Source organism: Sporosarcina luteola (assembly GCF_023715585.1).
In the GTDB taxonomy this organism is placed as follows: domain Bacteria; phylum Bacillota; class Bacilli; order Bacillales_A; family Planococcaceae; genus Sporosarcina; species Sporosarcina luteola_D.
In genome coordinates, this window is the sequence record NZ_JAMBOK010000001.1 from 762,566 (window position 1) to 786,135 (window position 23,570).

Consider the following 23,570-nt stretch of genomic DNA (forward strand, 5'->3'; position numbering starts at 1 on the left):
TTTCACTGGCTTCCTTCATTAAATTCGGATTCCAACCTCTTCTTGAATTCTTCAGCCGCGCTATAGCCTTGCTGCTGTAAATACCAGTTATTCGCCGCAGCCTCGATCAAGCCCGCAACGTCTCTTCCTGGTTGCAATTGAATTTGGATATGCGGAATCGGAACGTCCATATATGACTTGAATTTCGTGTCCAGTTCAAGCTCATTATTCAATGCATTATCCTTCCATTCGGTCAATTCTATATCGAGCGCAATTCGGCTCTCTTCCTGAAAGGCTGCTCGTCCATAGAGCCTGACGACATTGAGCAGACCAATGCTTCGCAGCGCCAGAAATTCCTTGTTCTTTTCGTCATGTGTTCCTAGGAGCGTTTGCGGACTCAGTTTTTTCAACACGACGATATCGTCTGCAATTAATCGATGTCCCCTGCCGATCAGCGTATGTGCAGTTTCACTCTTCCCCACCCCGGATTTGCCACGGAGAAGTATTCCGATCCCCGCTACATTGACACACACCCCATGGACCGCAATTTCAGGAGCCATTTCTTTTGTGACGAAAGCATCCAGCTTTGCACTCATTTCGCTCGTCGAGTCAGGCGTCCGCAAGACGGGTATGTGTTCCTCCGTGCAATATTGCCGCAATCCAAGCGGCTCAGCCTGATTGGATGTAATAATGATACATGGCGGATCATATTGGACAATATTTGCGATGCGAAGCTTGCATTCATCATCAGTGAGCGTATGTAAATAATTGATTTCATTCTTTCCAAGGATTTGGACATGCTCTGTGGCAATAAAATCGAATTTATCCATGAATTCCAAGCCTGGTCTTCTGACTTTCGTCTTTTTCAAGGTTTTATCCAGCATGTGGTGTCCAACAAGAACTTCGAATGAGAATCGCTTTACGATATGTTCGACCGTCAAAGTTTTCATATCAAAGCTCACCTCCAGTTTCAAATCGTTTTAGTTAATTGATTTATTTCGTTTTAGTATACCATGTTGGACTGCTATTGCATTCCGAAACGGCATTTCAATTCATCCATCATCATTTTTCACTTTCGGGAAAGACTACTTGTGAATGGAGATGAGTGGATGGGACGCAAAAATCGTATTTTAGTTCCTGAGGCACGTAACCAATTGGATCGACTTAAAGCAGATGTAATGAAAGCAAAGGGATATACTGTAGATAAAGACCAGCCAGATGCCGTAAAATTTGAAGTGGCAAAGGAATTGGGTATTCCCCTTTCGAAAGAGTACAATGGAAAACTTACATCTGAACAAGCGGGAAAAATCGGCGGACCGATCGGTGGAAATATGGTAAAGGAAATGGTCCGACTAGCCCAAGAACAGCTGACAAAGGATAAAAGTTGAAATTAAAAAATAATTTATAAAAGATGTTTACCTTATAGTGGAGTGGGGTATTAGTAGAATACAAGGCAGAACGGAAGTGGAGATGATTGAATAATGATCGATTCCACGAAGATTTGCACAGCCTTGGCGGAAAATTTGCTTTACTGGCAAGTGGAACACTCGTCCGGAGAATGTCGTTTTCGCTCCGGCCACTTTAGTACGGTAAGAAGTAGGTTTTTTGTGGAAGTGCAACTTGAAGCTGATACCCATTATGGTCGGTCACGAAAAGGACCACACTTTTTAAAGTAAGGGGTCAGCAGGATCAAACTGCACTGACGGGCGTTTAGGTTTGTCAGGAAGAACGGTTTGAAGCAAGTGAACAAACAATCAAATTTTCCGGTGCGGAAAGAAGAGCATGGTCCGAATTTTGGACCATGCTCTTTTTATTCGGTTATCATTTATTTCTTCATGAAATACTTGCGTCCAACCTTTTCCACCACCCCCGGTGAAAGAGCGTACAATTTGCTTGTGAGCCCCATGATGCCGGGCAAGTTAATTTCGCGAACCGGTTTGCCGATCGTTTGAACGACCGCATCTGCAACCGTGCCGACGTTCAACAGATGGTTGCCGAGCGATGAACGATAGTTTCCCGTCCTGTCTGCCCCATCTATGAACGGTGTGTCAATCGGACCTGGATGGATAATGGAAACATGAATGCCGAAAGGAGCTACTTCCATGCGTAATGCGTTCGTATATCCGATCAAGGCATGCTTGGAAGCTGCATATACAGATGCCTTTGGTGTTGCCACTTTTCCAGCTTGGGAACCAATGTAAATGAGTTGCCCTTCTTGTTGTTCCATCATTTGAGGCAGGATGCGCTTCGTCATTTCAACAGGAGCTATGAAATTAGTATCCATCATTGAGCGGATCGCTTCGTCAGAAAGTAGATGTGCCGGTTCAAAATGCCCTACTCCAGCTGAAAAAATGACGATATCCAAAGGGCCGGTCTGCTTCAGTATGCTTTCCATCTCTTCTGTCTTTGTAATATCCGCAGGAATGGGTATCGCACCTTCATTTTGCAATTCCCATAATTTTTCCGGAGCCCTTCCCGTCACATAAACAGTATAGCGATCCGGGTGGGATAATAGCCGCATCGCCGTTGCATAGCCGACCCCGCTCGTTGCCCCCGTCACTAAAAGAGTCTTACGCTTGTTCATAATACAGAATCCCGCCTTCTCCAACCGTTTCTCGTACAAGTCCTTTTGATAATAAATAATCTGTTTGGCCGATCGTTTCAGATAATGTAAGACCCAGTTCCCTTTCATAGACTGTCGGGAATAATTGCTGCGTCAGTTCATAGATCGTCTTGCTTCCTTCATTTAGCATGGCGTGCACTTTCATTGCCCGTTCGTGCTGCTTCTGAAGTCTTGATTCGATTAGAGGATGGACATTTTGAACTTCATTCCCATGGCCGCTAAAGACGACGTCAATCGGCAAATCTAACAGACGTGTCAAAGAGGCATTGTATTGTAATAACGATTTCGGACGAGCCGCTTCACGATTTGCAGGAGGTTCAATCAATGGATTGGACGATACTTTTTCAAGAATAAGGTCGCCCCCGATCATTTCACCGGTCTTTTCATTGAAGAGTACAATATGGCTTTGGGCGTGTCCGAGTGTTTCCATGACGATCCAGCCAGGATGTCCTGTCCATTCGTCGCCTTCTCCAATTGTCCGATCCAGTGTCCTTTCCCCCATCAATCGTATTGGCCGCTTCATCTTTTCCACCCAGTTGAAATACTTTTCCGGCACGCCTTCTTCTTTCAGGCATTGCAAATAAAAACGGTCATGGTACTCCATGAATGACTGGTCCCTTTTCAGCCAAAGATCGTTGTACGGATGACCGATCAATTCCGCCTTGCCGAAAGCATCCATCCAACCGGCATGATCCGGGTGGTGATGTGTCAAAATGACTTGCTCTATATCGTTGAAAGTATAACCAATTTCGGTAAGGCCTCGTTTTAACGCCTCATAGGCTTCGGGAGTTTTAGGGCCTGCGTCTACGAGCGATAAGGCATCCCCTTTTACGACAAAAGCGTTGACATCGCCAACAGCGAACGGCGTTGGAATTTCAATTTTATGTATCATATTGGTAAACTCCTTCAGTTCCATCAAATTTAGTAGGTATGAATGGTAATTCAGTCCATTGTACCTCTTTTCCAAAGTCCCGTCACTCTCGATGAACCCGTATTCTTGAAATCTTTACTCTCGGTAGTTTTGTTCGTTATATTGATTGCAGCCCTTCTCAGAGGCACTATTTATCTATTTAAAGATGAATTGTAATCGTTGACTTTTGTTTGACAATATGCAATAATCACTATAATTCACAATACAAGAGCGTTGATGAAGACAAGTAGAGGCAGTGAAGGAAACAGGAAAGCCGGCCATCGACTGAGAGCCGCTATCCCTCTCCTGCCCCGAACCTGCTTCTGAGCTGCCATGGAAACATGGCCGTCCCTTTCACGTTACGAAAGCTAGTAAGTTGTGCTGGATTGACTCCGGCAAATTTAGGTGGTACCGCGGAAACATGCGTTTTCGTCCTGATTATATCGGGACGGGAGCGCTTTTTTTTATTCACTTGAAAGGACGGATGAGGATGGGAAAGATTGTGTTCGTAGGTGCCGGCTCCATGGCAGAAGCAATTATTGCTGGTATACTTACTAATGAAGTCATGCTACCAGCTGATGTATATGTAATGAATAAATCAGATGATGAGAGGCTTGCCCACATGCAGAAAACCTACGGGGTTTCCATCGTCTGTCAGGATCGAGTTGCCTTGCAGAATGCTGAACTTATCGTATTGGCGACAAAGCCAAAAGACATCACACAAGCAATGGATGATATTGCGGATTACATTAATGATGATGCGGCTGTTCTATCCGTAATCGCCGGCGTGTCGATGGATACGATTGAGAAAGGCCTAGGTGATCGCCCTATTGCCCGTTCAATGCCGAATACTTCGGCGACTATTGGAAAATCTGCAAGCGGTGTTTCAATGAATAAATCAGTGGATGCGATTATGCGAAACCGTATATTCGAACTGCTGTCATCAATTGGTGTTGTAAAAGAAGTGGATGAAGACGAGTTACATATAGTGACAGCTTTATCCGGCAGCGGACCAGCATATGTCTATTATATGGTGGAGGCATTGGAAGAAGCAGCAATTGCGAATGGGCTTTCCAATGAAGTGGCACGCGAGCTGATTATTCAAACGTTCGAAGGGGCTGCTGCTATGTTGCGGCAAACCGGCGAAGAACCAGAACAGTTACGAAAGAATGTGACAAGTCCGGGCGGTACGACGGAAGCCGGATTGAAGGCTCTAGAAGCCCGATTGTTCAAAGAGACGATTTACGATTGCCTACTAAGTGCAGAAAAGCGTTCGCGGGAGCTGGGCGCACTGTCTCAGTAATAAGTTAGAGGAGGTTGTTGAATTGGCAAAATTATTTACACCTTTTACAATTCGCGGTGTAGAATTTAAAAATAGGATTGTCATGGCACCGATGTGCATGTACTCAAGCCATAACTTGGATGGCAAGGTCGAGGATTGGCATAAGATCCATTATGCTACGCGTGCTGTCGGGCAAGTAGGACTCATAATTGTGGAAGCGACAGCTGTTTTGCCGGAAGGCAGGATTTCAGATCGCGACCTTGGCATTTGGAGCGATGACCATGTGGATGGACTTTCCGAACTTGTCCGCCTCATGAAACAGCATGGAGCAAAAACCGGCATCCAGATCGCCCATGCAGGCAGAAAGGCTACAGTGGATGGTGATATTTATGCGCCAAGCGCACTTCGTTTCAATGACCAATATAAAACGCCAGTTGAAATGTCTCTTGCGGAAATCCGGGAAACGATTGACGCTTTCAGGGATGCTGCAATCCGTGCTAAAAAAGCAGGATTTGACCTCATCGAACTGCATGCCGCCCATGGCTATTTGATCAATGAATTCCTTTCGCCGTTAGCAAATGAAAGAACGGACGAATATGGTGGACCTTCCGAAAATCGTTATCGCTTTTTACGCGAGATAATTGATTCTGTTCGTTCGGAATGGGATGGACCTTTATTCGTACGGATATCTGCAGAAGATTATGCAGATGGCGGAATGTCGACTTCTCAATATATCGAAATGGTAAATTGGATGAAAACACAAGATGTGGATTTGATTGATGTGAGTTCTGGTGCTGTCGTTCCTGCGAAGATTGACGCATACCCTGGCTACCAAGTGCCGTTTTCCGAACAGATCAGAAAAGAAACCGGGATTGCGACAGGTGCCGTCGGTTTGATCACGACAGGGCTGCAAGCCGAGGAGATTTTAAAGAATGAACGCGCAGATGTCGTTTTACTAGCACGTGAATTGCTCCGCAATCCGTATTGGCCTTATTCTGCTGCAAAGGAATTAGGCGTGGCAATCGAGCCGCCTAAACAGTATGACCGTGGATGGATCTTATGAAATCAAAAAAAGCTGCCGCTTGTCAACAAGGACTGCGGCAGCTTTACTTTTTAATCAACTGTTCATTTACCCACTCGAAATGACTGAAGTCTTCTGCAATATGGATGTTCGGAAAAATTGCACTGCCTTGCTCTTGGAGATTGGCAATATCGGCAGGCATGAAGCGTGCGCTAATATGATTTGCGATTAACACCTTCACATTTGCCTCCACAGCTGTCCGTGCAGCATCGCCTATCGTTGAATGTCCATAGTCTTTTGCAAGGTCTCCGGTCTCGTTATCGAAAGTGGCTTCATGGATGAGAATGTCTGCTTCATTCGCCAATTCAACAGCAGATGAACAGTACTTTGTATCTCCGAGAACAGCTACTGTAAACCCATTTTGCGGTTCACCCGTCACGTCTTTGCTATAAATGATTCGCCCATCTTCAAGCTCAATGTCTTCCCCATCTTTTAACCTTTTCAACATAGGGCCTTTTGGAACTCCCGACTCGACTGCTTTCTCTATAAGCAACTTGCCAGGCAGCGGCTTCTGTTCGATTCTAAAACCGAAACATTGGATAACATGCCGCAGTTCTTGTGTATACACTTTGAATTGATCGTCTTCAAAAATTATGCCCTCTTCAATTTCTTCTATTTTCAATGGATACGTCAAATGTGTTTTCGTTACACGAAGAGAGGTTAAGATCCATTCTTTAATCCCCACCGGCCCGTAAATGACCAATTCTTCGTCGCCGCCTAAAAATGAACGTGATCCCAGGAAACCGGGCAATCCGAAAATATGATCGCCATGAAGATGTGTAATGAAAATCTTATTTATCTTCCGTGGTTTTATGGATGTCCTAAGCAGTTGATGCTGAGTAGCCTCTCCGCAGTCAAACATCCAATAGCCGGCTTGCTCTGCAGAAAGGTTAAGGATCAAAGACGATGTATTCCGCTGCTTTGATGGCATTCCGGCACCGGTTCCTAAGAAAAACACTTCCAATGTAATCGCCTACCTTTCTCTCAGCCCCCGTTTAACGGAGTTTGGTCCAAATTTCTTCTCGAGTTCCGAGACGAGATCATCAAGTTTCGCTTCTTTGGCATACAGTTCGAAGTTCTCGAATGATAATTGCTCATTCAATTCGTTCAGCGGAATGACATTTGAAACCGTAATGCCTAGAAGCCGAATCGGATCTCTCTCCCAATGCCGTTTGAAAAGTTCAGCGGCTACTTTGTACACATCTTCCGCTTTATAAAGCGGATTAAGTACTGTACGGCTTCTCGTGATGTTTCGCCAGTCAGATGTCCTCATTTGAATCATGACAACCGTGCCCGCCAGCTGCAGCCTGTCAAGCCGCTGTGCGACTTTCACAGATAACCGTTTGAATATTTCAAGGCATGCAGACAGTTCCGTTTCGTCCACCGGCAATGTCGTTGAACTGCCGACACTTTTTCTTTCTTCTGCCGCATCGGGATCGACTGGCCGGTGATCAATCCCGTTCGCCCGGTTTCGCAGTCTATTGCCGTTTTTGCCCAATTTGCTTTTGATTACTGTTTCATCCGCTTTCGCTAAATCACCGATTGTCATTATGCCGAGTTCATTCAAACGTTTTTCAGTGCTTTGGCCGACCCCATGCATTTCTATGACAGGCAATGGCCATATGACATCCGGCACTTGCCTTTTACGTAAAATCGTTATCCCCATCGGTTTTTTCATATCTGAAGCAGTCTTCGCCAAGAACTTATTCGGTGCGATTCCGATGGAGCAGGGCAAATCCAATTCTTGAAGAATCCGCCGTTGCATATGTTCTGCAATCTGCACGGCATTTGTCAATCCACCGATGTCTGTTATGTCAATATACGCTTCATCGATTGAAACAGGCTCGACTAGATCGGTGTAAGATCTCAAGATCGTAAAGACAGCGTTGGAGGCAATCCGGTATTTATCAAAGTCCGGCGGCACAATGACAAGATCCGGACAAATCCTTCTTGCCTCGCCGACTGACATCGTCGTGTAAATGCCAAGCGCCCGCGCCTCATATGAGCACGTGACAAGGATGCCTCGCCGCTCTTTTGGATTTCCAGCAACCGCCATCGGTATTCCTTTCAATCTCGGATCATGCGCCTGCTCAACGGAAGCGAAAAAGCTGTTCATATCAAGATGAAGAATGACTTTTGCCTGTGCATTCGGGACAGATGTCATTTGCCTCACCTCCATCGCTTCATTCAAAAAATCCGGATGGATGAAGCCATCCGGTACTTTATTATTTCTCTATCATTGTTTGCACATATTGCCCGATTTCATCCATCCCTGTCAATGTACGAGAGAGTATTTCAGCATCGACAACGGTGATCATCCGATCTTCCAGATTTGCGACTGTCTTGAAATAGGGTGTTTTGGAATACGCCATTAAACCGGAGGAAGTCAACTTACTTTCCGGGATATCCAATATCTCTTTAGCGTCTAGAACAAGCAATCCAATAAACAGCTTTTCGGTTTGTACGACAACAATCCTTGCATTCGGATCATTTTTCGCCGAATTTCCGTAAAGAATCTGCTGGAAATCCAAAATCGGAACCAATTCTCCTCTGATTTTCATTAATCCGAGCAGATAATCAGGCAAATGGGGAATCGGATTTATCCGTTCCAGTTTTTCAATCGAGACGACTGTATCGACAGGCAAAGCGTATTCCTCTTCACCACATTGAATGATAACCGCTTTCATATCGCTCACCACTCATACCCCCTTCGTCGACGCAACGCGTACAATTTCAATCAATAATTCAGTGAGTTTATTTAATTCTTCCACTGGCATACGCTCGTTCTTCGTATGGATTTCCTCATAGCCGACAGATAATGTCACAGTTGGCACGCCTGCTCCATTGAATACATTGCCGTCGCTTCCGCCACCGCTTGTCATGATTTCAGGTTCTCTGCCGACATTTCGGATTGCTTCCATTGCCGTTTGCACTACTTCCGCATCTTCTTCGAAACTGAAACCAGGATACATAAGCTTCACTTCCGTTTCCGCTTTGCCTCCCATAGCAGCAGCCGTCTTTTCAAATGTTTCAACCATATGGGCAATCTGTTTTTTCAGCTTATCTTCATTGATGGAGCGGGCTTCCGCTAAAATCCTGACTTCGTCACAAACGATATTCGTCGCCTGTCCGCCTTCGAAACGGCCGATGTTTGCCGTCGTCTCCGAATCAATACGACCAAGAGTCATCGCAGCGATGGACTTGGCAGCGATATTAATTGCTGAAACGCCTTTCTCAGGAGCCACTCCAGCATGGGCCGTCTTGCCATGTATCGTCGTCCATAATTTGGCCTGATAAGGGGCTGCAGTTACAATACCGCCTACTTTCCCATCACTGTCTACAGCATAACCATATTTCGCTTTCAACAGCGATGGATCCATCGCCTTCGCTCCCACTAATCCGCTTTCTTCGCCTGCTGTTATGATGAATTGGATATCCCCGTGCGGAATATTTTCTTCCTTCAACACTCTAGCCATTTCAAATAAAGCGGCAATTCCAGCCTTATCATCTGCTCCTAAAATTGTCGTACCATCCGAATAAATGTATCCGTCTTCACGCAATTCAGGCTTGATCCCTTTGCCTGGGACAACCGTATCCATATGGCATGTAAAATAGATCGGATCAGCACTTTCGACGGTGCCCTTCAGTGTTGCGATCAAGTTTCCCGCACCATGTCCTGTGACTTCTTTTGTGTCGTCTTCAATAACTGTAAAACCGAGACTCTCCATTTTCTCCTTCAATACATTTACAATTCCTTCTTCATGCTTCGTTTCGGAATCAATTTGTACCAGCTCAAAAAACTCATCCAATAGCCGTTGCGCATTCACTATGCATCTCTCTCCTTCGTCTTCGTTCCTTTACAATGGGATGTTGCCGTGCTTTTTCTTCGGTCTCGTCTCTTGCTTATTCCTCATCATTTCAAGCGCCTGCAAAAGTTTGATGCGCGTCTCCCTTGGGTCGATGACATCGTCCACCATCCCGTGGGAAGCAGCGACGTACGGGTTGGCAAACTTAGCCCTATACTCTTCGATTTTGTCAGCCCTCGTCGAATCCGGGTCATCGCTGTTTGCAATCTCACGTGCAAAAATGATGTTGGCTGCCCCTTCCGCTCCCATGACGGCTATTTCCGCATTTGGCCATGCATAGACAACATCCGCCCCGATCGCCTTCGAGTTCAATGCGACATAGGCACCCCCGAACGCTTTCCGCAAGATGACTGTAATCTTCGGAACAGTCGCTTCCGAATAGGCATATAGGATTTTTGCGCCATGGCGGATGATTCCACCATGCTCCTGCTTTACTCCCGGAAAGAAACCTGTGACGTCTTCAAATGTAATTAGCGGGATATTAAATGAATCACATGTGCGTATGAATCGGGCAATTTTATCGGACGAATTGATATCAAGCCCTCCCGCCATCACTTTCGGCTGGTTGCATATCAACCCTACCGACTCGCCTCTCATCCTGGCGAAACCGACAACCGCATTCTTTGCAAATTCCGCCTGTACTTCGAGGAACGAATTCGCATCGACAACTTGTTCAATGACTTTACGGACATCGTATGGTCGAATTGTCTCAAACGGAACGACATCCGCCAGATCGTTGCGATAGTCTTCTTCCGACTCCGTCTCAAGTACAGGGGCCTTTTCATCATTGTTCTGCGGAAGATATGAAAGAAGATGACGTACTTGCTCCAATACAGTCTTCTCATCCTTGCCGCGGAAATGGGCGTTCCCGCTTATGGAATTATGTACTTTTGATCCACCCAAATCTTCGGATGAAATCTTCTCACCTGTCACCGTTTCAATGACTTTCGGGCCTGTTATGAACATTTGGCTCGTTTCGTCTGTCATGAATACGAAATCGGTAATGGCCGGGGAATAGACTGCCCCTCCCGCACATGGCCCTAAAATGACGGAAATTTGAGGGATAACCCCGGAATAAATCGCATTTCGATAGAAGATTTCACCGTAGCCATCGAGCGATACAACACCTTCTTGAATTCGCGCCCCTCCTGAATCGTTCAAACCGATGAATGGTGCGCCATTCTTCGCAGCCAAGTCCATGACGTTCGCAATTTTCATGGCGTGCATTTCTCCAAGAGCGCCGCCGAAGACTGTAAAATCTTGTGAAAATAGATAAACCGGACGTCCCTCGATCTTCCCGTATCCTGTAACAACACCATCTCCCGGCCCATTCTGCTTGTCCATGCCGAAATCCCTTGTCCTATGTATGACGAAAGGATTCAACTCCACAAATGAACCTTCATCCAGCAATAGATTGATCCGTTCTCTGGCTGTCAATTTCCCTTTTTCATGCTGCTTGGCGATACGTTCATCTCCTCCGCCTAGTTCAATCTCCCGTTTCCTGTCGTATAATTCATTGATTTTATCATAAATGTCCATTCGGCTTATCCCCTTTGTCGCATAATTCATACAGTACTCCGAACGATGACTTCGGATGCAGGAAGGCAACTTCAGCGCCACCTGCGCCCGGTTTCGGCTCATCTTGCAGCAATTGTACGCCTTTCTCCTTCAACTCTTCCATCCTGGACCGAATGTCTGAGACACCGAATGCAATATGGTGGATGCCTTCTCCGCGTTTTTCAAGGAATTTAGCAATGGCCCCATCTTTTCCGATTGGTTCAAGGAGCTCAATCTTACAATTACCGGCATCGATAAAGGCCACTTTCACTTTTTGACTTTCAACTTTTTCAATTCCTAGCAGTTTCAATCCTAACGTTTCTATGTAATATGGCAGCGCATTATTCAAATCATTAATGGCAATTCCGATATGATCCACTTTTTTCATTTGAACGCCTCCTTCAATCCATTGTAACGTTTTCTATTTAAATCCGCTACATCTTGAGAATTTTATGGAATCTGTTAAAATGAAAGTATCTATAACGCGAGGAGATTTGTCCGATGAGCAATAAAAAATTTCAAAAAGTCGTTGTTTATCTAATGATTGCCGCTATGGTCGCTTCAAGTGTCCTGATTGGTTTAAGCGTTTTTTTATAAGTAAAAAAAACAGTCCCGAGGGACTGTTTTTTATATTTCCTCACAATGCTCTTCAAATTGGCTTTGCAGGTTTGTGACGACGGACATCGGATCATGGCCTTCAATTTCATAGCGTCCGACTTCTGCAACAACCTTCCCGTCTTTCAATAACGCAAAAGATGGGGAAGATGGCAGATGATCTTCACCGAAAATCATGCGTGCATATGCAGTCGCTTCCTTATCTTGACCCGCAAAAACAGTGACAAGGTGATCAGGACGTTTATCGTAATGAACGGCATGTGCTGCAGCGGGACGCGCGATTCCACCTGCACATCCACAAACGGAATTCACCATGACGAGCGTCGTTCCAGGTCGTTTGAATGCCGCTTCCACTTCCTCGGGAGTTGTCAACTGCTCATACCCGCTTGCTTCCATTTCAGACCGTGCTTGCTTCGTAATATCTTCCATATAAAAGTTAAAATCCATAGTCATTCGGATCGGCCCCTTTCAAAATATATTTTCATCATAGCAGTTGGCTGTTACACTTGCAAAAAACCGGATTTAGAAACCTAGTAGAATGAATGGCTTGCCGAATAATCATCCATTGAAGTCACTTCATGGGAAGTATCTTGTCAACCGCACTTGCAACAGTCATTTCACCTGTAAGCAACTGTTTTTCAAGTTCGTGTACTAACTCTTTTTTTCCTTGCTGCGAAAAGAAACTATCGATCAACCGATCCCTTATCATTGAATGGAACCAATCTTTCGTCTGGGACTGTCTTCTTGCTGTCCAGACTCCGCTTGCCTCCATTTCGTCCTGGAACGTTTTAATTGTTTCCCACACAGTCGTAAAGCCGGTGCGTTCCAACGATGAAACAGGCAATGCAGTCGTCGTCCAGCCAGGTGTTGCCGGCTGTAGGAAATGGAGTAGTTGGCGATATTCCCTAACCGTCTTACTAGCGAGTTTCGCATTATCCCCATCAGCTTTGTGGACAATCATGCAATCAGCCAATTCCATGATCCCTTTTTTCATGCCTTGAAGCTCATCGCCTGCACCTGTCAAAACGAGCAGCATAAAGAAATCGACCATTCCCCTCACGACGGTTTCACTTTGGCCGACGCCGACCGTTTCAATGAGGATGATGTCATATCCAGCTGCTTCGCACAGCAGCATCGTTTCACGCGTTTTTTTATGCACGCCTCCGAGAGTCCCGGAAGACGGCGAAGGACGGATGAAGGCGTTCGGATGTTTTGCGAGCGCCTCCATTCTCGTCTTATCGCCTAAAATGCTCCCGCCAGTCACTGTTGAACTCGGGTCGATTGCAAGTACGGCGACCTTATGTCCGGCTTTCGCCAATTGAAGTCCAAACGTTTCTATGAATGTGCTTTTTCCCGCGCCGGGTACTCCAGTGATACCGATGCGGATGCTATTTCCTGTATTCGGCAGCAATCTTTTCAATAATTCCTGCCCTATCTTCTGATCCGGTTCGGCCTGGCTTTCCAAAAGGGTGATCGCCTTTGATAAATGAAGTCTTGAGCCTTTGCTGATTTCTTCATACAATCCATTCATGTCGATATTCTTTTCTTTTCTCACAAATCGTTTGCGCTTATGCGCCACCACGCCATCATGCAGTGACTCAATGCCATTCATTACATGCATTGCGCTATCGTTCTGGAATTGTTCCTTCTTATTCAATCCATCACTTCCTCGTAACCGAGCGCGCGATAGATATCCTCAATCACTTTTTGCGCCGCAACAGGTATGACCGTTCCCGGACCGAAAATGGCCGTTGCACCGTTTTCCCGCAGGAACTCATAGTCTTGTGCTGGAATGACTCCGCCGACAACGATTAGGATGTCGTCCCTGCCGATTTTCGCCAGCTCATTGCGCAGCTCAGGAACAAGCGTCTTATGTCCAGCAGCAAGCGAACTGACTCCAATAACGTGGACGTCATTCTCTGCCGCCTGCAATGCAGTCTCTTCCGGAGTTTGGAATAAAGGACCGATATCCACGTCAAACCCTAAGTCGGCAAATGACGAAGCAATCACTTTCGCCCCGCGGTCATGGCCGTCCTGCCCCATTTTCGCAATGAGGATGCGTGGACGCCGACCTTCATTTTCCAGAAACTCGTCAGCCATCGCCTTCACATCTTGGATTTCATCCGTATTTGAGAAATTCGAGCTATAAACGCCGCTTACTGATCGGATCACCGCTTTGTGTCTACCGGACACTTTCTCAATCGCATCCGATATTTCTCCGATTGTCGCCCTTGCACGTGCCGCATTCACCGATAGCGCCAGTAGATTTCCTTTTCCATCTCGCGCCGCCTCTGTCAGTGCTTCCAACGAGGCGGTTACGTGGGCTTCATTACGCATATCTTTCATCTGAGAGATGCGAGCAATTTGTTTTTGTCGAACGACGGAGTTGTCGATTTCCAATATATCGATAGGCTCTTCTTTGTCAAGACGGTATTTATTCACACCGACAATCGTTTCCGTGCGGGAGTCGATTTTCGCTTGACGTTTTGCAGCCGCTTCCTCGATCTTCATCTTCGGCAAACCGGTTTCAATCGCCTTTGCCATTCCGCCCAAGTCTTCGATTTCCTCGATTAGCTCCCATGCTTTTTCCATCAAGTCAGCAGTCAGCCTTTCTACATAATAGGAACCGCCCCAAGGATCGATTGTCTTCGTCATATTTGTTTCTTCTTGAAGGAACAATTGGGTGTTCCGTGCTATCCGTGCAGAGAAATCTGTCGGCAGCGCTATCGCTTCATCGAGTGCATTCGTATGCAAGGACTGTGTATGCCCCATTGCCGCAGCATTCGCCTCCACCAATGTGCGAGTAACATTATTGAAAGGATCCTGCTCCGTCAAACTCCATCCTGACGTCTGGGAATGGGTCCGCAATGCCAGGGATTTTGGATTGGACGGATTGAACGACTGCATCATTTGCGCCCAGATCTTCCGTGCCGCCCGCATTTTCGCGATTTCCATAAAGTAGTTCATGCCGATTGCCCAAAAGAATGATAGACGCGGTGCGAATGAGTCAATGTCAATTCCCGCTTTCAAACCGGTACGCACATATTCAAGCCCGTCCGCCAATGTGTAAGCAAGCTCGATATCCGCCGTCGCCCCCGCCTCTTGCATATGGTAGCCCGAAATTGAAATCGAGTTGAATTTGGGCATATTTTTGGAAGTGTACTCAAAAATATCTGCGATGATGCGCATCGACATTTCCGGTGGGAAGATGTACGTGTTCCTTACCATATATTCTTTCAAAATATCGTTTTGAATCGTACCTGCAAGCTTCTCCGGAGATACGCCCTGCTCCTCCGCCGCAACAATGTAAAAAGCCATGATCGGCAAAACCGCACCATTCATTGTCATGGAGACGGACATTTGGTCAAGCGGAATCCCGTCAAAAAGGATTTTCATGTCTTCTACAGAATCAATCGCCACTCCCGCTTTTCCGACATCGCCCGTCACCCGGGGATGATCGGAATCATAGCCTCGGTGTGTTGCCAAGTCAAAAGCGACCGATAAGCCTTTTTGTCCCATCGCCAAGTTCCTTCTGTAAAACGCATTACTTTCTTCGGCTGTGGAGAAACCTGCATATTGACGGACAGTCCATGGGCGTGCGACATACATGGTCGGGTATGGACCTCTCGTATTCGGGGCGATGCCCGGCATGTCTTTCAAATGAGTTATGCCTTCAACATCTTTATTTGTATAGCTAGTCTTTATCGAGATACCTTCGTTCGTAACAAAAGGCGTTTCTTTGATACAAGAATTAATACCAGTGTTCAGTTTGCTGATGTCAACTTTAGTGAAGTCAGGTTTTTTCAATTCTGGATCCCTCCTTGCCACGAAGTCAGTATGTCCTGCAATTTCTCAAGCTTGTTCTGGCCGTTGAAAATCATGCCAGTAAGGCCAAGTTGCTTCCAATGCTGCACTGTTTCGTCATTGAATTTCCCCGCTACATCGAGCATGATCTCCATTGGCAGCTTTTCAAGCAGACTTTCCATACTTGCTGACACAATTTCATCAGTACCACAGACAATTACATAGTGGGGCTTTTTAGTATCCAACCATTCGATTGCCTGTTCAATACTTTCAAAGGCAGGACTCCAACTGCACTCTATTCCGCCGGAAGCCAAGAAACTATTGACGAAGTCCGCTCGTGGCTTAAAGTCTTTCAGTTTTCCAAAGGTAAGAAGTATTGTTGTCGGTTGCTTTTCACTGAATGTTTGACGGAGCTTTTCAAACGGCTTTGCCAAACGGGATACCGGATGTAAGCCGCTCCAACTATCAAAATTGGTCGGCGTAAGCTCGGCGTACACATTGGTCCCAATAAGTGCTCGTTTACCTATGGCAATTTCTTTTTGAAGTTTTACTAAGTTTTCCTGTAATCGGCCGCCTTCTAGGAACTTTTCGATGCCTCCTATGCTTTCGATTTCCAGAAAGAGTTTCCATGACTTTGCAACGAGGTCTTCTGTCAGTTGTTCAATAAAATAAGAACCTCCAGCGGGATCGAGAACTTTTTCCACATGTGTTTCTTCTTTTAGAACAAGTTGCATATTTCGGCTATACCGGATGGAGCTCGTATTCGGCCCGGTCAAAATATTATGCGGATGTGCTTGAATCATATCAGCCCCGCCTAAAACTGCGGCGAATGTTTCATTCCCCGCTCGAAGAAGGTTAACGTACGGATCAAGCTTGGAAAATGAACGTAAAGACGTTACTGCAAATACCGGTGCATACGGTGGCTCGTCAACATCGTAAGCTTGTCCGAACGCTTTCCATAACACTCGGAAAGCACGAAGTTTCGCAATTTCCATGAAAAAATGAGTGTCAACCGGGAAGCGGACGAAGAAGTTGTCTGCAAACGTGTGAAAGCTATCCGAGTCTGCTGCGATTCGGGAAGCTTCTGCCAATGCGATCGCCAACTCAGTGACCGCATCCGCTCCATGATGGTGAGCGTCCCATAGGTCTGCCCCTGCTGTCCGGATATTTGAATACCCGACAGGAATGCTCCAGCTATCGGATTGAATAATTCCGGATACTTTCTCGCGCACTTCATGATGGACAAAATCAAACGCCCTTAAAATCGGATCATCATTTCGGACGTTGAAAAAAAATACTGGATATTTAGCTATAATTGAAGACAATTGTACAAGCTGATCGTCATTCCAGTTATGCTGTTGAATCCCATCATATACGATAGCTTCGTTCCCTTTATCAATCGAATCATTCAATTGTTCCAAGAAATCATCACCGCTTGAAGCAATTGTTTGCTGTGCAATGATCCAACCGGCATTCCGTTTCATGGACCGTATGATTGATGAGCTATCGAGGGAAGGTCTTTCAACATAGAGAGGGTCAAGCTCAATACCCTCCCACGTCGCCGTCTTCAAACTTTCATATGGTTTCCCTTTCAGGGAGTCGACAGCAAGTTCTTTCCATCGTTTCAAATCCGCTTTTTCAAAGTCCGTTTTTTTCATATTGTCAATTGTCATCTAGGTTGCTCCTTTCTAATAATGAGCATAGTAGTGTGCTTTCGGGCCATCTCTAAAATATGTATAGTGCATCAGAATATTCTTCATCTACTTACAGTTTACCTGACTCACCAATTGTTTGAAAGTGCAAAAGGGAATTGGAAAGGCAGGGAAATAAGAAAAGCCGCCCCTCTAGACCAGCAGGGGCAGCCTTGTGCTTCTTAATAGACAGATGTATTATCTGATGAGATGTTTTCAAGAATTTCCTTGACTCGTGCAAGGAAACGGCCAGCCACTAAACCATCAAGCACACGGTGATCGAGTGATAGACAGAGGTTCACCATGTCACGAACGGCAATCATATTGCCATTCATAACGACAGGGCGTTTGACGATCGATTCGACTTGCAGGATTGCTGCTTGTGGGTAGTTGATAATCCCCATTGATTGGATTGAACCGAATGAACCAGTGTTGTTGACGGTGAATGTCCCGCCTTGCATTTCATCTGACTTCAACTTGCCCGAACGCACTTTTGACGCAAGATCATTTATGTCACGGCCTATGCCTTTGATTGTTTTTTCATCGGCATGCTTAATGACCGGGACATATAGTGCATCCTCGGTAGCAACGGCGATCGATATGTTTATATCTTTTTTCTGGATGATCTTGTCTCCTGCCCACATCGAATTCATCATTGGGAATTCCTTTAGGGCTTGGGAAACTGCTTTCACGAAGAAAGCAAAGTATGTCAGGTTGAAGCCCTCTTTCTGTTTGAACTCACTTTTCAGAGAGTCACGATACTGGACAAGGTTTGTTACATCCACTTCAATCATTGTCCATGCATGTGGTGCTTCGTGCTTTGAACGGAGCATATTTGTCGCGATCGCACGTCGAACTCCTGTAATCGGAATTTCGATATCACCAGCTGCGGTCGGAATTGAGACGGGCTCTGCCGGCTTACTAGCAGGAGCGCTTTGTACAGGAGCCTCAGCCTTCTGTTCTTCGTTTTTCGGTGACTGCTCAATTTGCACTGCTTCTGCGGTTGGAATTTCGCCACTATCGATAATTCGTTGGATATCTTTACGAGTGATGCGTCCTTCATTCCCAGAACCCTGGACGAGTGAAAGATCGATATTGTTCTCTTGCGCCAATCTCATGACTGCTGGAGAATAGCGTGCTGCTCCAGCTTCACGTCTGATAGGCGCAGCAGGTTTCTGTGAGCCTGCTGCCGGCATTTCGTTCGCTGGCTCTTCTTTCGCAGGCACCGCTTCCACCGTAGCTTCTGCGTCCCCTTCCGTCTCGATTGTACAAACGACGACGCCGACTTCTACAGTTTCACCTTCCTGAACGATGATCTCCTTAATTGTACCAGCGAAGGAGGAAGGGATTTCAGCAGTCACTTTGTCCGTGTTCACTTCAGCCAAAGGATCGTACTTATTGACAGTATCTCCCGGCTTTACTAACCACTTCTCAATTGTTCCTTCTGTAACACTTTCTCCAAGTTTTGGCATTTCAATATTTTCTATTGTCATATCCAATTGCCTCCTTTCCGATTAAAATTCTGCTAGTTCTCGTGCAGCTTTTTCAACTTTATCCGGGTTGACCATGAAGAATTTCTCCATAGTCGGTGCGTATGGCATTGCTGGAATGTCAGGACCTGCAAGACGTCTGATTGGAGCATCGAGATCAAACAGGCAGTTTTCTGCAATGATTGCTGACACTTCACTCATTATGCTTCCTTCTAGATTGTCTTCAGTGACAAGCAGCACTTTTCCAGTTTTGGAAGCCGCTTCAATGATCGCTTCTTTATCCAACGGGTATACAGTCCGCAAATCAAGGATATGTGCGGAAATTCCATCTTCGGCCAGTCGTTCAGCTGCTTGCAATGCGAAGTGCACACAGAGACCGTATGTGATGATTGTTATATCGTCCCCTTCGCGCTTCACATCCGCTTTTCCGATTGGCAATACATATTCTTCTTCAGGAACTTCCCCTTTGATTAAACGGTATGCCCGTTTATGCTCAAAGAATAGGACCGGATCATCGTCTCTGATAGCCGCCTTTAATAATCCTTTTGCGTCATAAGGAGTCGAAGGGATAACGATTTTCAAGCCAGGTGTACTGGCGAACATCGATTCGACTGATTGGGAATGGTATAATGCTCCGTGGATTCCGCCACCGAATGGCGCACGGATGACAATCGGACAAGACCAGTCGTTATTGGAACGATAACGGATTTTCGCCGCCTCGGAGACGATTTGGTTTACAGCCGGCATAATGAAATCCGCGAACTGCATTTCAGCTATCGGACGCATGCCATACATAGCGGCTCCGATTCCTACACCCGCAATAGCGGATTCAGCAAGAGGCGTATCAAGCGCACGGTATTCACCAAATTGATCGTAAAGGCCGTTTGTCGCTTTAAAAACGCCACCCTTCCTTCCAACGTCTTCCCCAAGAACGAATACATTTTCGTCTCTTTCCATTTCTTCTTTCATGGCAAGTGTAATTGCATCAATATACGAAATGACGGCCATTATTCGTTCCCCCCTTCCTCTTTATAAACATGGCGAAGCGCATATTCCGGTTCTGCATAAGGTGCTTTTTCTGCATAGTCGGTCGCTTCATTGACAATCGCCATAATACGTTCTTCCATTTGTTTTTCATATGCTTCATCGAGGACACCAGCGTCTCTTAAATACGCTGCAAATTTAGGGATTGGATCATGCTTCCGTTCATTTTCAAGCTCTTCCGAATCCCGATACAGACGATGATCATCATCTGAGGAGTGCGCTGTCAGGCGATAGCAGATTGTTTCTACAAGGCTCGGCCCTTCACCATTACGGGCGCGGTCAGCCGCTTCCTTCACTACCCTGTATACTTCAAGCGGATCCGTACCATCGACAGTCACGCCAGGCATGCCATATCCAATGGCACGATCAGAGACGTTCTCACAAGCCAACTGTTTTTCAACTGGAACGGAAATTGCGTATTTATTGTTTTCGACCATAATGACTGTCGGAAGCTTGTGGACGCCGGCAAAGTTCATCCCTTCATGGAAGTCGCCTTGGTTGGACGACCCTTCCCCTAATGTGACGAATGTGATGAAATCCTCTTGTTTCATTTTCGCAGCAAGCGCGACGCCCACTGCATGCGGAAGCTGTGTCGTAACCGGTGAGGAGCCCGTCAAAATACGATTCTTCCGTTGCCCGAAGTGACCCGGCATTTGGCGGCCGCCCGAGTTCGGGTCTTCCGCTTTTGCGAAAGCCGAAAGCATAAGTTCCTTCGGTGTCATTCCAAAGTGAAGGACAACTGCCATATCACGGTAATAAGGCGCAATCCAATCTTTGTCTTTGTCGAGTGCATACGCAGCTCCTGCTTGAGCGGCCTCCTGCCCTTGACAAGAAATGACAAACGGAATTTTTCCTGCTCGGTTTAATAGCCACATGCGCTCATCCAATCGTCTTGCCATGACCATCGTTTCATATATTTCCAATACGTCTTCATTCGTCAATCCCAATTCTTCATGACGCGTTTTTGCCATTTTAGAAACCCCCTTCTTTTCCAAGCATAAAATCGGTGTTCAAATTCAAACGGACAGCCGATGGCGATATTTTCATTACATATGAATTGCAATTCCATCGACAGCAAGGGAAGCTTCCCCGATCACTTCAGATAAAGAAGGATGCGGATGGATGGTCGAAGCCACTTCCCACGGAGTCGCATCGAGCACCATTGCTAAACCCACTTCGGAAATCAAGTCCGTTACATGCTCGCCTATCATATGGACACCTAAAATATCATTTGATTTTTTGTCGGCGACGATCTTTACAAATCCATCAGCATTTCCATTGACGAGCGCCTTGCCGATTGCAGCAAACGGGAACTTTCCAACTTTGACATCAAAGCCTTTTTCTTTCGCCTGCGCTTCAGTAAGACCAACGCTCGCCGCCTCTGGACTTGAATAGATGCACCGGGAAATATTCGTATAATTGATCGGTTCTGCTGCATTACCAGCGATATGCTTAACGGCTGCAATGCCTTCATGGGATGCTACATGAGCCAGCTGCAGTCCGCCGATAACATCGCCGATTGCATAGATATGACTTTCCTTCGTCTGGAATGTCGGCTTTGTCTTTATAAAACCGTTTTCGATTTGAATTTCCGTATTTTCAATACCGATCCCTTCAACATTCGCTTGGCGTCCTACTGAAACAAGCATCTTCTCGGCAGTGAACTCTTTCATTTCACCTGCTATTTCAGCGGATATTGTGACAGATTCCTCTGTTTTCGAAAGACTGTCCGCAGCAACTTTTGCGCCGGTCACGAATGAGATGCCTTTTTTCGACAGAAGTTTCTTCATTTCCTTTGAAATGTCATCGTCTTCTGTAGGAATGATCCTATCCGCGTATTCAATTACAGTGACTTCGACGCCAAAATCATTCAACATCGAAGCCCATTCGATTCCAATGACTCCTCCGCCGACAATAAGGATTGATTTCGGCAGTTCTGTCATCTGGAGAGCTCCATCTGAAGAAAGGATCTGTTGTTCATCGATTTCCAACCCTGGTAAAGTGCGGGGTCTCGAGCCGGTTGCGATAATGAGGTTTTTCAGGATGAGCATTTCATTTTCTTCCCCGTTGTTCATTTCAACGGAAATTGTTCCTGGCATCGGGGAAAAAATCGAAGGTCCCAACATACGGCCGTGTCCTTCATATACATCAATCTTCCCTTTTTTCATTAACCCGATGACACCTTTATGCAATTGTTGGACGATTTCATCCTTCCTTGCCTGGACACGCGCAAAATTCAATGATGCACCATTCGTTTCGACACCAAAATGGGCAGCTTCATTTTTCGCCAGCTGATACACCGAAGCACTTTTCAATAGGGCTTTGCTCGGGATGCATCCTTTATGCAGGCAAGTGCCGCCCAGTGCATCTTTTTCCACTAGTGCTGTCTTCAGGCCTAATTGCGCGGCACGTATTGCTGCAACATAGCCGCCTGTTCCTCCGCCTAAAATTACTACATCATATTCGTTTGCCATCTGTAATCACGGCCTCCTCTTCGCTATCCATTAAGCAGGATAGATTTTTGCTTCCTCTTCACCGTTTAGAACCCGTAGAGCTCCTTCAGCAAGGGCTTGCAACTCGTCTTCTCCTGGATAGGTCACTACTTCGGATATCCAGGCGACCCGGCTTTTTATCATTTCAACAAATTCTTTGCCGTACGCAAGACCACCTGTCAAAAGAATCGCATCGACATTCCCTTCGAGCACGGTTGCAGCGCTCCCGATTTCCTTTGCGACTTGATAAGCCATTGCTTCATAGACTAAAGCTGCATTTACGTCGCCGGCCTTTATCCTTTTCTCGACCGTTACGGCGTCATTCGTACCTAAATATCCGACAAGACCGCCTTGGCCTACTAATTTCGCCATGATCTCTTTTCTAAAATACGTTCCTGAATAGCATAGGTCGACCAATTCGCCGATTGGAACTGTTCCCGATCGTTCAGGACTGAATGGCCCATCGCCGTGCAAGCCGTTATTGACGTCAATCACTTTGCCGTGACAATGCGCTCCGACAGTTATGCCGCCTCCCATATGAGTGACGATTAATCGAAGCTCGTCATAATCTTTGCTGACTTGCTTCGCGTATCTCCTGGCAACCGCTTTCTGGTTGAGTGCATGAAAAATGGATTTTCTGCTGATCGGTGCGAATCCGGAAATTCGGGCAATCGGCTGCATCTCGTCGACCACTACCGGGTCGACGATGAATGCAGGGATATTGCTTTCTGAAGCGATCTCATTCGCCAGGATGCCGCCAAGATTTGAAGCGTGTTGACCAGAAAAACCTTTTCGTAAATCTTTGAGCATTTCTTCATTGACGTAGTATGTACCGCCTGAAATCGGTCGGAGCAATCCTCCTCTTCCACATACAGCATCCAAATCCGTAATCTGGATGCCGCCTACTTCCATAGAAAAGAGGATGGCCTCTTTCCGAAAACTATACTGATCGATGACCGAATCGAAGTGTGCAAGCTTTTCCGCCTGATGCCTCAATGTGTCTTCAAAAATCATTTGATCGTTTTCATACACACCGATCTTCGTTGATGTGGAACCGGGGTTAATGATTAGAATCCGGTAACTCTTTGTTCGCACGGTCATCCTCCTCTCGGGGTGCACCAGTTAAGGAATGATCT

At 46.1% G+C, this 23,570-nt stretch carries 22 protein-coding genes; 4 read left to right on the forward strand and 18 right to left on the reverse strand.

Annotated features, from left to right (window positions below):
* Window positions 1–2 precede the first annotated feature (2 nt).
* Window positions 3–929: an HPr(Ser) kinase/phosphatase gene (hprK, locus tag M3193_RS03935; RefSeq protein ID WP_251624467.1), complete on the reverse strand. Its 927-nt coding sequence runs from the start codon at window positions 927–929 to the stop codon at window positions 3–5.
* Between the two features lie 159 nt (window positions 930–1,088).
* On the opposite strand from hprK, the gene M3193_RS03940 reads away from it, so the two are divergent.
* Window positions 1,089–1,367, forward strand: a complete 279-nt coding sequence (locus M3193_RS03940) for an alpha/beta-type small acid-soluble spore protein (protein ID WP_251624468.1) — start codon at window positions 1,089–1,091, stop codon at window positions 1,365–1,367.
* 437 nt (window positions 1,368–1,804) lie between these two features.
* Here the strand turns inward: M3193_RS03940 and M3193_RS03945 are convergent, their stop codons facing one another.
* Both M3193_RS03945 and M3193_RS03950 read right to left on the reverse strand, forming a co-directional pair.
* Window positions 1,805–2,563 carry an SDR family NAD(P)-dependent oxidoreductase gene (locus M3193_RS03945; protein WP_251624469.1) on the reverse strand — a complete coding sequence of 253 codons (759 nt, stop codon included), beginning with the start codon at window positions 2,561–2,563 and terminating at the stop codon, window positions 1,805–1,807.
* A complete protein-coding gene (locus M3193_RS03950; RefSeq protein WP_251624470.1) occupies window positions 2,550–3,494 on the reverse strand; it encodes an MBL fold metallo-hydrolase in 945 nt (314 codons plus the stop codon). The genes M3193_RS03945 and M3193_RS03950 overlap by 14 nt, the downstream gene beginning before the upstream one ends.
* A gap of 508 nt (window positions 3,495–4,002) precedes the next feature.
* Between M3193_RS03950 and proC the strand changes: the two genes are divergently transcribed.
* Together proC and namA are read left to right on the forward strand one after the other, a co-directional pair.
* Window positions 4,003–4,815 (forward strand): pyrroline-5-carboxylate reductase, encoded by an 813-nt coding sequence (gene proC / locus M3193_RS03955; RefSeq protein ID WP_251624471.1) that lies wholly within the window; start codon window positions 4,003–4,005, stop codon window positions 4,813–4,815.
* 22 nt (window positions 4,816–4,837) lie between these two features.
* Window positions 4,838–5,857, forward strand: a complete 1,020-nt coding sequence (gene namA, locus M3193_RS03960; protein ID WP_251624472.1) for an NADPH dehydrogenase NamA — start codon at window positions 4,838–4,840, stop codon at window positions 5,855–5,857.
* A 43-nt stretch (window positions 5,858–5,900) separates the two neighbouring features.
* Here the strand turns inward: namA and rnz are convergent, their stop codons facing one another.
* The 6 genes from rnz to mce form a co-directional block, all read right to left on the reverse strand.
* The gene (gene rnz, locus M3193_RS03965) at window positions 5,901–6,839 is read right to left on the reverse strand and encodes a ribonuclease Z (RefSeq protein WP_251624473.1); all 939 of its coding nucleotides are present in this window, start codon (window positions 6,837–6,839) and stop codon (window positions 5,901–5,903) included.
* A gap of 9 nt (window positions 6,840–6,848) precedes the next feature.
* On the reverse strand, window positions 6,849–8,039 hold the full coding sequence (locus M3193_RS03970; RefSeq protein WP_251624474.1) for a DNA polymerase IV: 1,191 nt from the start codon (window positions 8,037–8,039) through the stop codon (window positions 6,849–6,851).
* Between the two features lie 61 nt (window positions 8,040–8,100).
* Window positions 8,101–8,571, reverse strand: a complete 471-nt coding sequence (locus M3193_RS03975) for a chemotaxis protein CheW (RefSeq protein WP_251624475.1) — start codon at window positions 8,569–8,571, stop codon at window positions 8,101–8,103.
* Window positions 8,572–8,574: 3 nt separating this feature from the next.
* On the reverse strand, window positions 8,575–9,702 hold the full coding sequence (locus M3193_RS03980) for a M20/M25/M40 family metallo-hydrolase (protein ID WP_251624476.1): 1,128 nt from the start codon (window positions 9,700–9,702) through the stop codon (window positions 8,575–8,577).
* Between the two features lie 30 nt (window positions 9,703–9,732).
* A complete protein-coding gene (locus M3193_RS03985; protein ID WP_251624477.1) occupies window positions 9,733–11,280 on the reverse strand; it encodes an acyl-CoA carboxylase subunit beta in 1,548 nt (515 codons plus the stop codon).
* Window positions 11,267–11,686: a methylmalonyl-CoA epimerase gene (gene mce, locus M3193_RS03990; RefSeq protein WP_251624478.1), complete on the reverse strand. Its 420-nt coding sequence runs from the start codon at window positions 11,684–11,686 to the stop codon at window positions 11,267–11,269. Before mce ends, M3193_RS03985 begins: the two co-directional genes overlap by 14 nt.
* Window positions 11,687–11,799: 113 nt before the next feature.
* Here mce and prli42 point away from each other — a divergent pair, with 113 nt between their 5' ends.
* Window positions 11,800–11,895 (forward strand): stressosome-associated protein Prli42, encoded by a 96-nt coding sequence (gene prli42 / locus M3193_RS03995; protein WP_251624479.1) that lies wholly within the window; start codon window positions 11,800–11,802, stop codon window positions 11,893–11,895.
* Between the two features lie 30 nt (window positions 11,896–11,925).
* Here prli42 and M3193_RS04000 read toward each other — a convergent pair whose 3' ends face one another.
* The 9 genes from M3193_RS04000 to buk all read right to left on the reverse strand — a co-directional run bounded on the left by M3193_RS04000 (window position 11,926) and on the right by buk (window position 23,529).
* Window positions 11,926–12,366, reverse strand: a complete 441-nt coding sequence (locus M3193_RS04000; protein WP_251624480.1) for a BrxA/BrxB family bacilliredoxin — start codon at window positions 12,364–12,366, stop codon at window positions 11,926–11,928.
* Between the two features lie 118 nt (window positions 12,367–12,484).
* Window positions 12,485–13,534: a methylmalonyl Co-A mutase-associated GTPase MeaB gene (gene meaB / locus M3193_RS04005; RefSeq protein WP_251627208.1), complete on the reverse strand. Its 1,050-nt coding sequence runs from the start codon at window positions 13,532–13,534 to the stop codon at window positions 12,485–12,487.
* A 32-nt stretch (window positions 13,535–13,566) separates the two neighbouring features.
* The gene (gene scpA, locus M3193_RS04010) at window positions 13,567–15,720 is read right to left on the reverse strand and encodes a methylmalonyl-CoA mutase (protein WP_251624481.1); all 2,154 of its coding nucleotides are present in this window, start codon (window positions 15,718–15,720) and stop codon (window positions 13,567–13,569) included.
* The gene (locus M3193_RS04015) at window positions 15,717–17,390 is read right to left on the reverse strand and encodes a methylmalonyl-CoA mutase family protein (RefSeq protein WP_251624482.1); all 1,674 of its coding nucleotides are present in this window, start codon (window positions 17,388–17,390) and stop codon (window positions 15,717–15,719) included. The genes scpA and M3193_RS04015 overlap by 4 nt, the downstream gene beginning before the upstream one ends.
* 200 nt (window positions 17,391–17,590) lie before the next feature.
* A complete protein-coding gene (locus tag M3193_RS04020) occupies window positions 17,591–18,901 on the reverse strand; it encodes a dihydrolipoamide acetyltransferase family protein (protein WP_251624483.1) in 1,311 nt (436 codons plus the stop codon).
* A 21-nt stretch (window positions 18,902–18,922) separates the two neighbouring features.
* Entirely contained in the window at window positions 18,923–19,906 is a 984-nt protein-coding gene (locus M3193_RS04025) for an alpha-ketoacid dehydrogenase subunit beta (RefSeq protein ID WP_251624484.1), read from the reverse strand.
* Complete coding sequence (locus M3193_RS04030; RefSeq protein ID WP_251624485.1) at window positions 19,906–20,913, reverse strand: thiamine pyrophosphate-dependent dehydrogenase E1 component subunit alpha; 1,008 nt, start codon at window positions 20,911–20,913, stop codon at window positions 19,906–19,908. Before M3193_RS04030 ends, M3193_RS04025 begins: the two co-directional genes overlap by 1 nt.
* A gap of 75 nt (window positions 20,914–20,988) precedes the next feature.
* Entirely contained in the window at window positions 20,989–22,416 is a 1,428-nt protein-coding gene (lpdA, locus tag M3193_RS04035; RefSeq protein ID WP_251624486.1) for a dihydrolipoyl dehydrogenase, read from the reverse strand.
* Between the two features lie 30 nt (window positions 22,417–22,446).
* On the reverse strand, window positions 22,447–23,529 hold the full coding sequence (buk, locus tag M3193_RS04040) for a butyrate kinase (protein ID WP_251624487.1): 1,083 nt from the start codon (window positions 23,527–23,529) through the stop codon (window positions 22,447–22,449).
* Window positions 23,530–23,570: the final 41 nt, after the last annotated feature.

Coding starts and splice junctions, on each gene's coding strand:
- prli42 (WP_251624479.1), top strand. CDS start 11,800: ATGAGCAATAAAAAATTTCAAAAAGTCGTTGTTTATCTAATGATTGCC.
- M3193_RS04030 (WP_251624485.1), bottom strand. CDS start 20,913: ATGGCAAAAACGCGTCATGAAGAATTGGGATTGACGAATGAAGACGTA.
- mce (WP_251624478.1), bottom strand. CDS start 11,686: ATGAAAAAAGTGGATCATATCGGAATTGCCATTAATGATTTGAATAAT.
- lpdA (WP_251624486.1), bottom strand. CDS start 22,416: ATGGCAAACGAATATGATGTAGTAATTTTAGGCGGAGGAACAGGCGGC.
- hprK (WP_251624467.1), bottom strand. CDS start 929: ATGAAAACTTTGACGGTCGAACATATCGTAAAGCGATTCTCATTCGAA.
- M3193_RS03950 (WP_251624470.1), bottom strand. CDS start 3,494: ATGATACATAAAATTGAAATTCCAACGCCGTTCGCTGTTGGCGATGTC.
- M3193_RS03985 (WP_251624477.1), bottom strand. CDS start 11,280: ATGGACATTTATGATAAAATCAATGAATTATACGACAGGAAACGGGAG.
- M3193_RS03945 (WP_251624469.1), bottom strand. CDS start 2,563: ATGAACAAGCGTAAGACTCTTTTAGTGACGGGGGCAACGAGCGGGGTC.
- M3193_RS03940 (WP_251624468.1), top strand. CDS start 1,089: ATGGGACGCAAAAATCGTATTTTAGTTCCTGAGGCACGTAACCAATTG.
- meaB (WP_251627208.1), bottom strand. CDS start 13,534: ATGCATGTAATGAATGGCATTGAGTCACTGCATGATGGCGTGGTGGCG.
- proC (WP_251624471.1), top strand. CDS start 4,003: ATGGGAAAGATTGTGTTCGTAGGTGCCGGCTCCATGGCAGAAGCAATT.
- M3193_RS04015 (WP_251624482.1), bottom strand. CDS start 17,390: ATGACAATTGACAATATGAAAAAAACGGACTTTGAAAAAGCGGATTTG.
- M3193_RS03970 (WP_251624474.1), bottom strand. CDS start 8,039: ATGACATCTGTCCCGAATGCACAGGCAAAAGTCATTCTTCATCTTGAT.
- M3193_RS04025 (WP_251624484.1), bottom strand. CDS start 19,906: ATGGCCGTCATTTCGTATATTGATGCAATTACACTTGCCATGAAAGAA.
- M3193_RS04000 (WP_251624480.1), bottom strand. CDS start 12,366: ATGACTATGGATTTTAACTTTTATATGGAAGATATTACGAAGCAAGCA.
- M3193_RS04020 (WP_251624483.1), bottom strand. CDS start 18,901: ATGACAATAGAAAATATTGAAATGCCAAAACTTGGAGAAAGTGTTACA.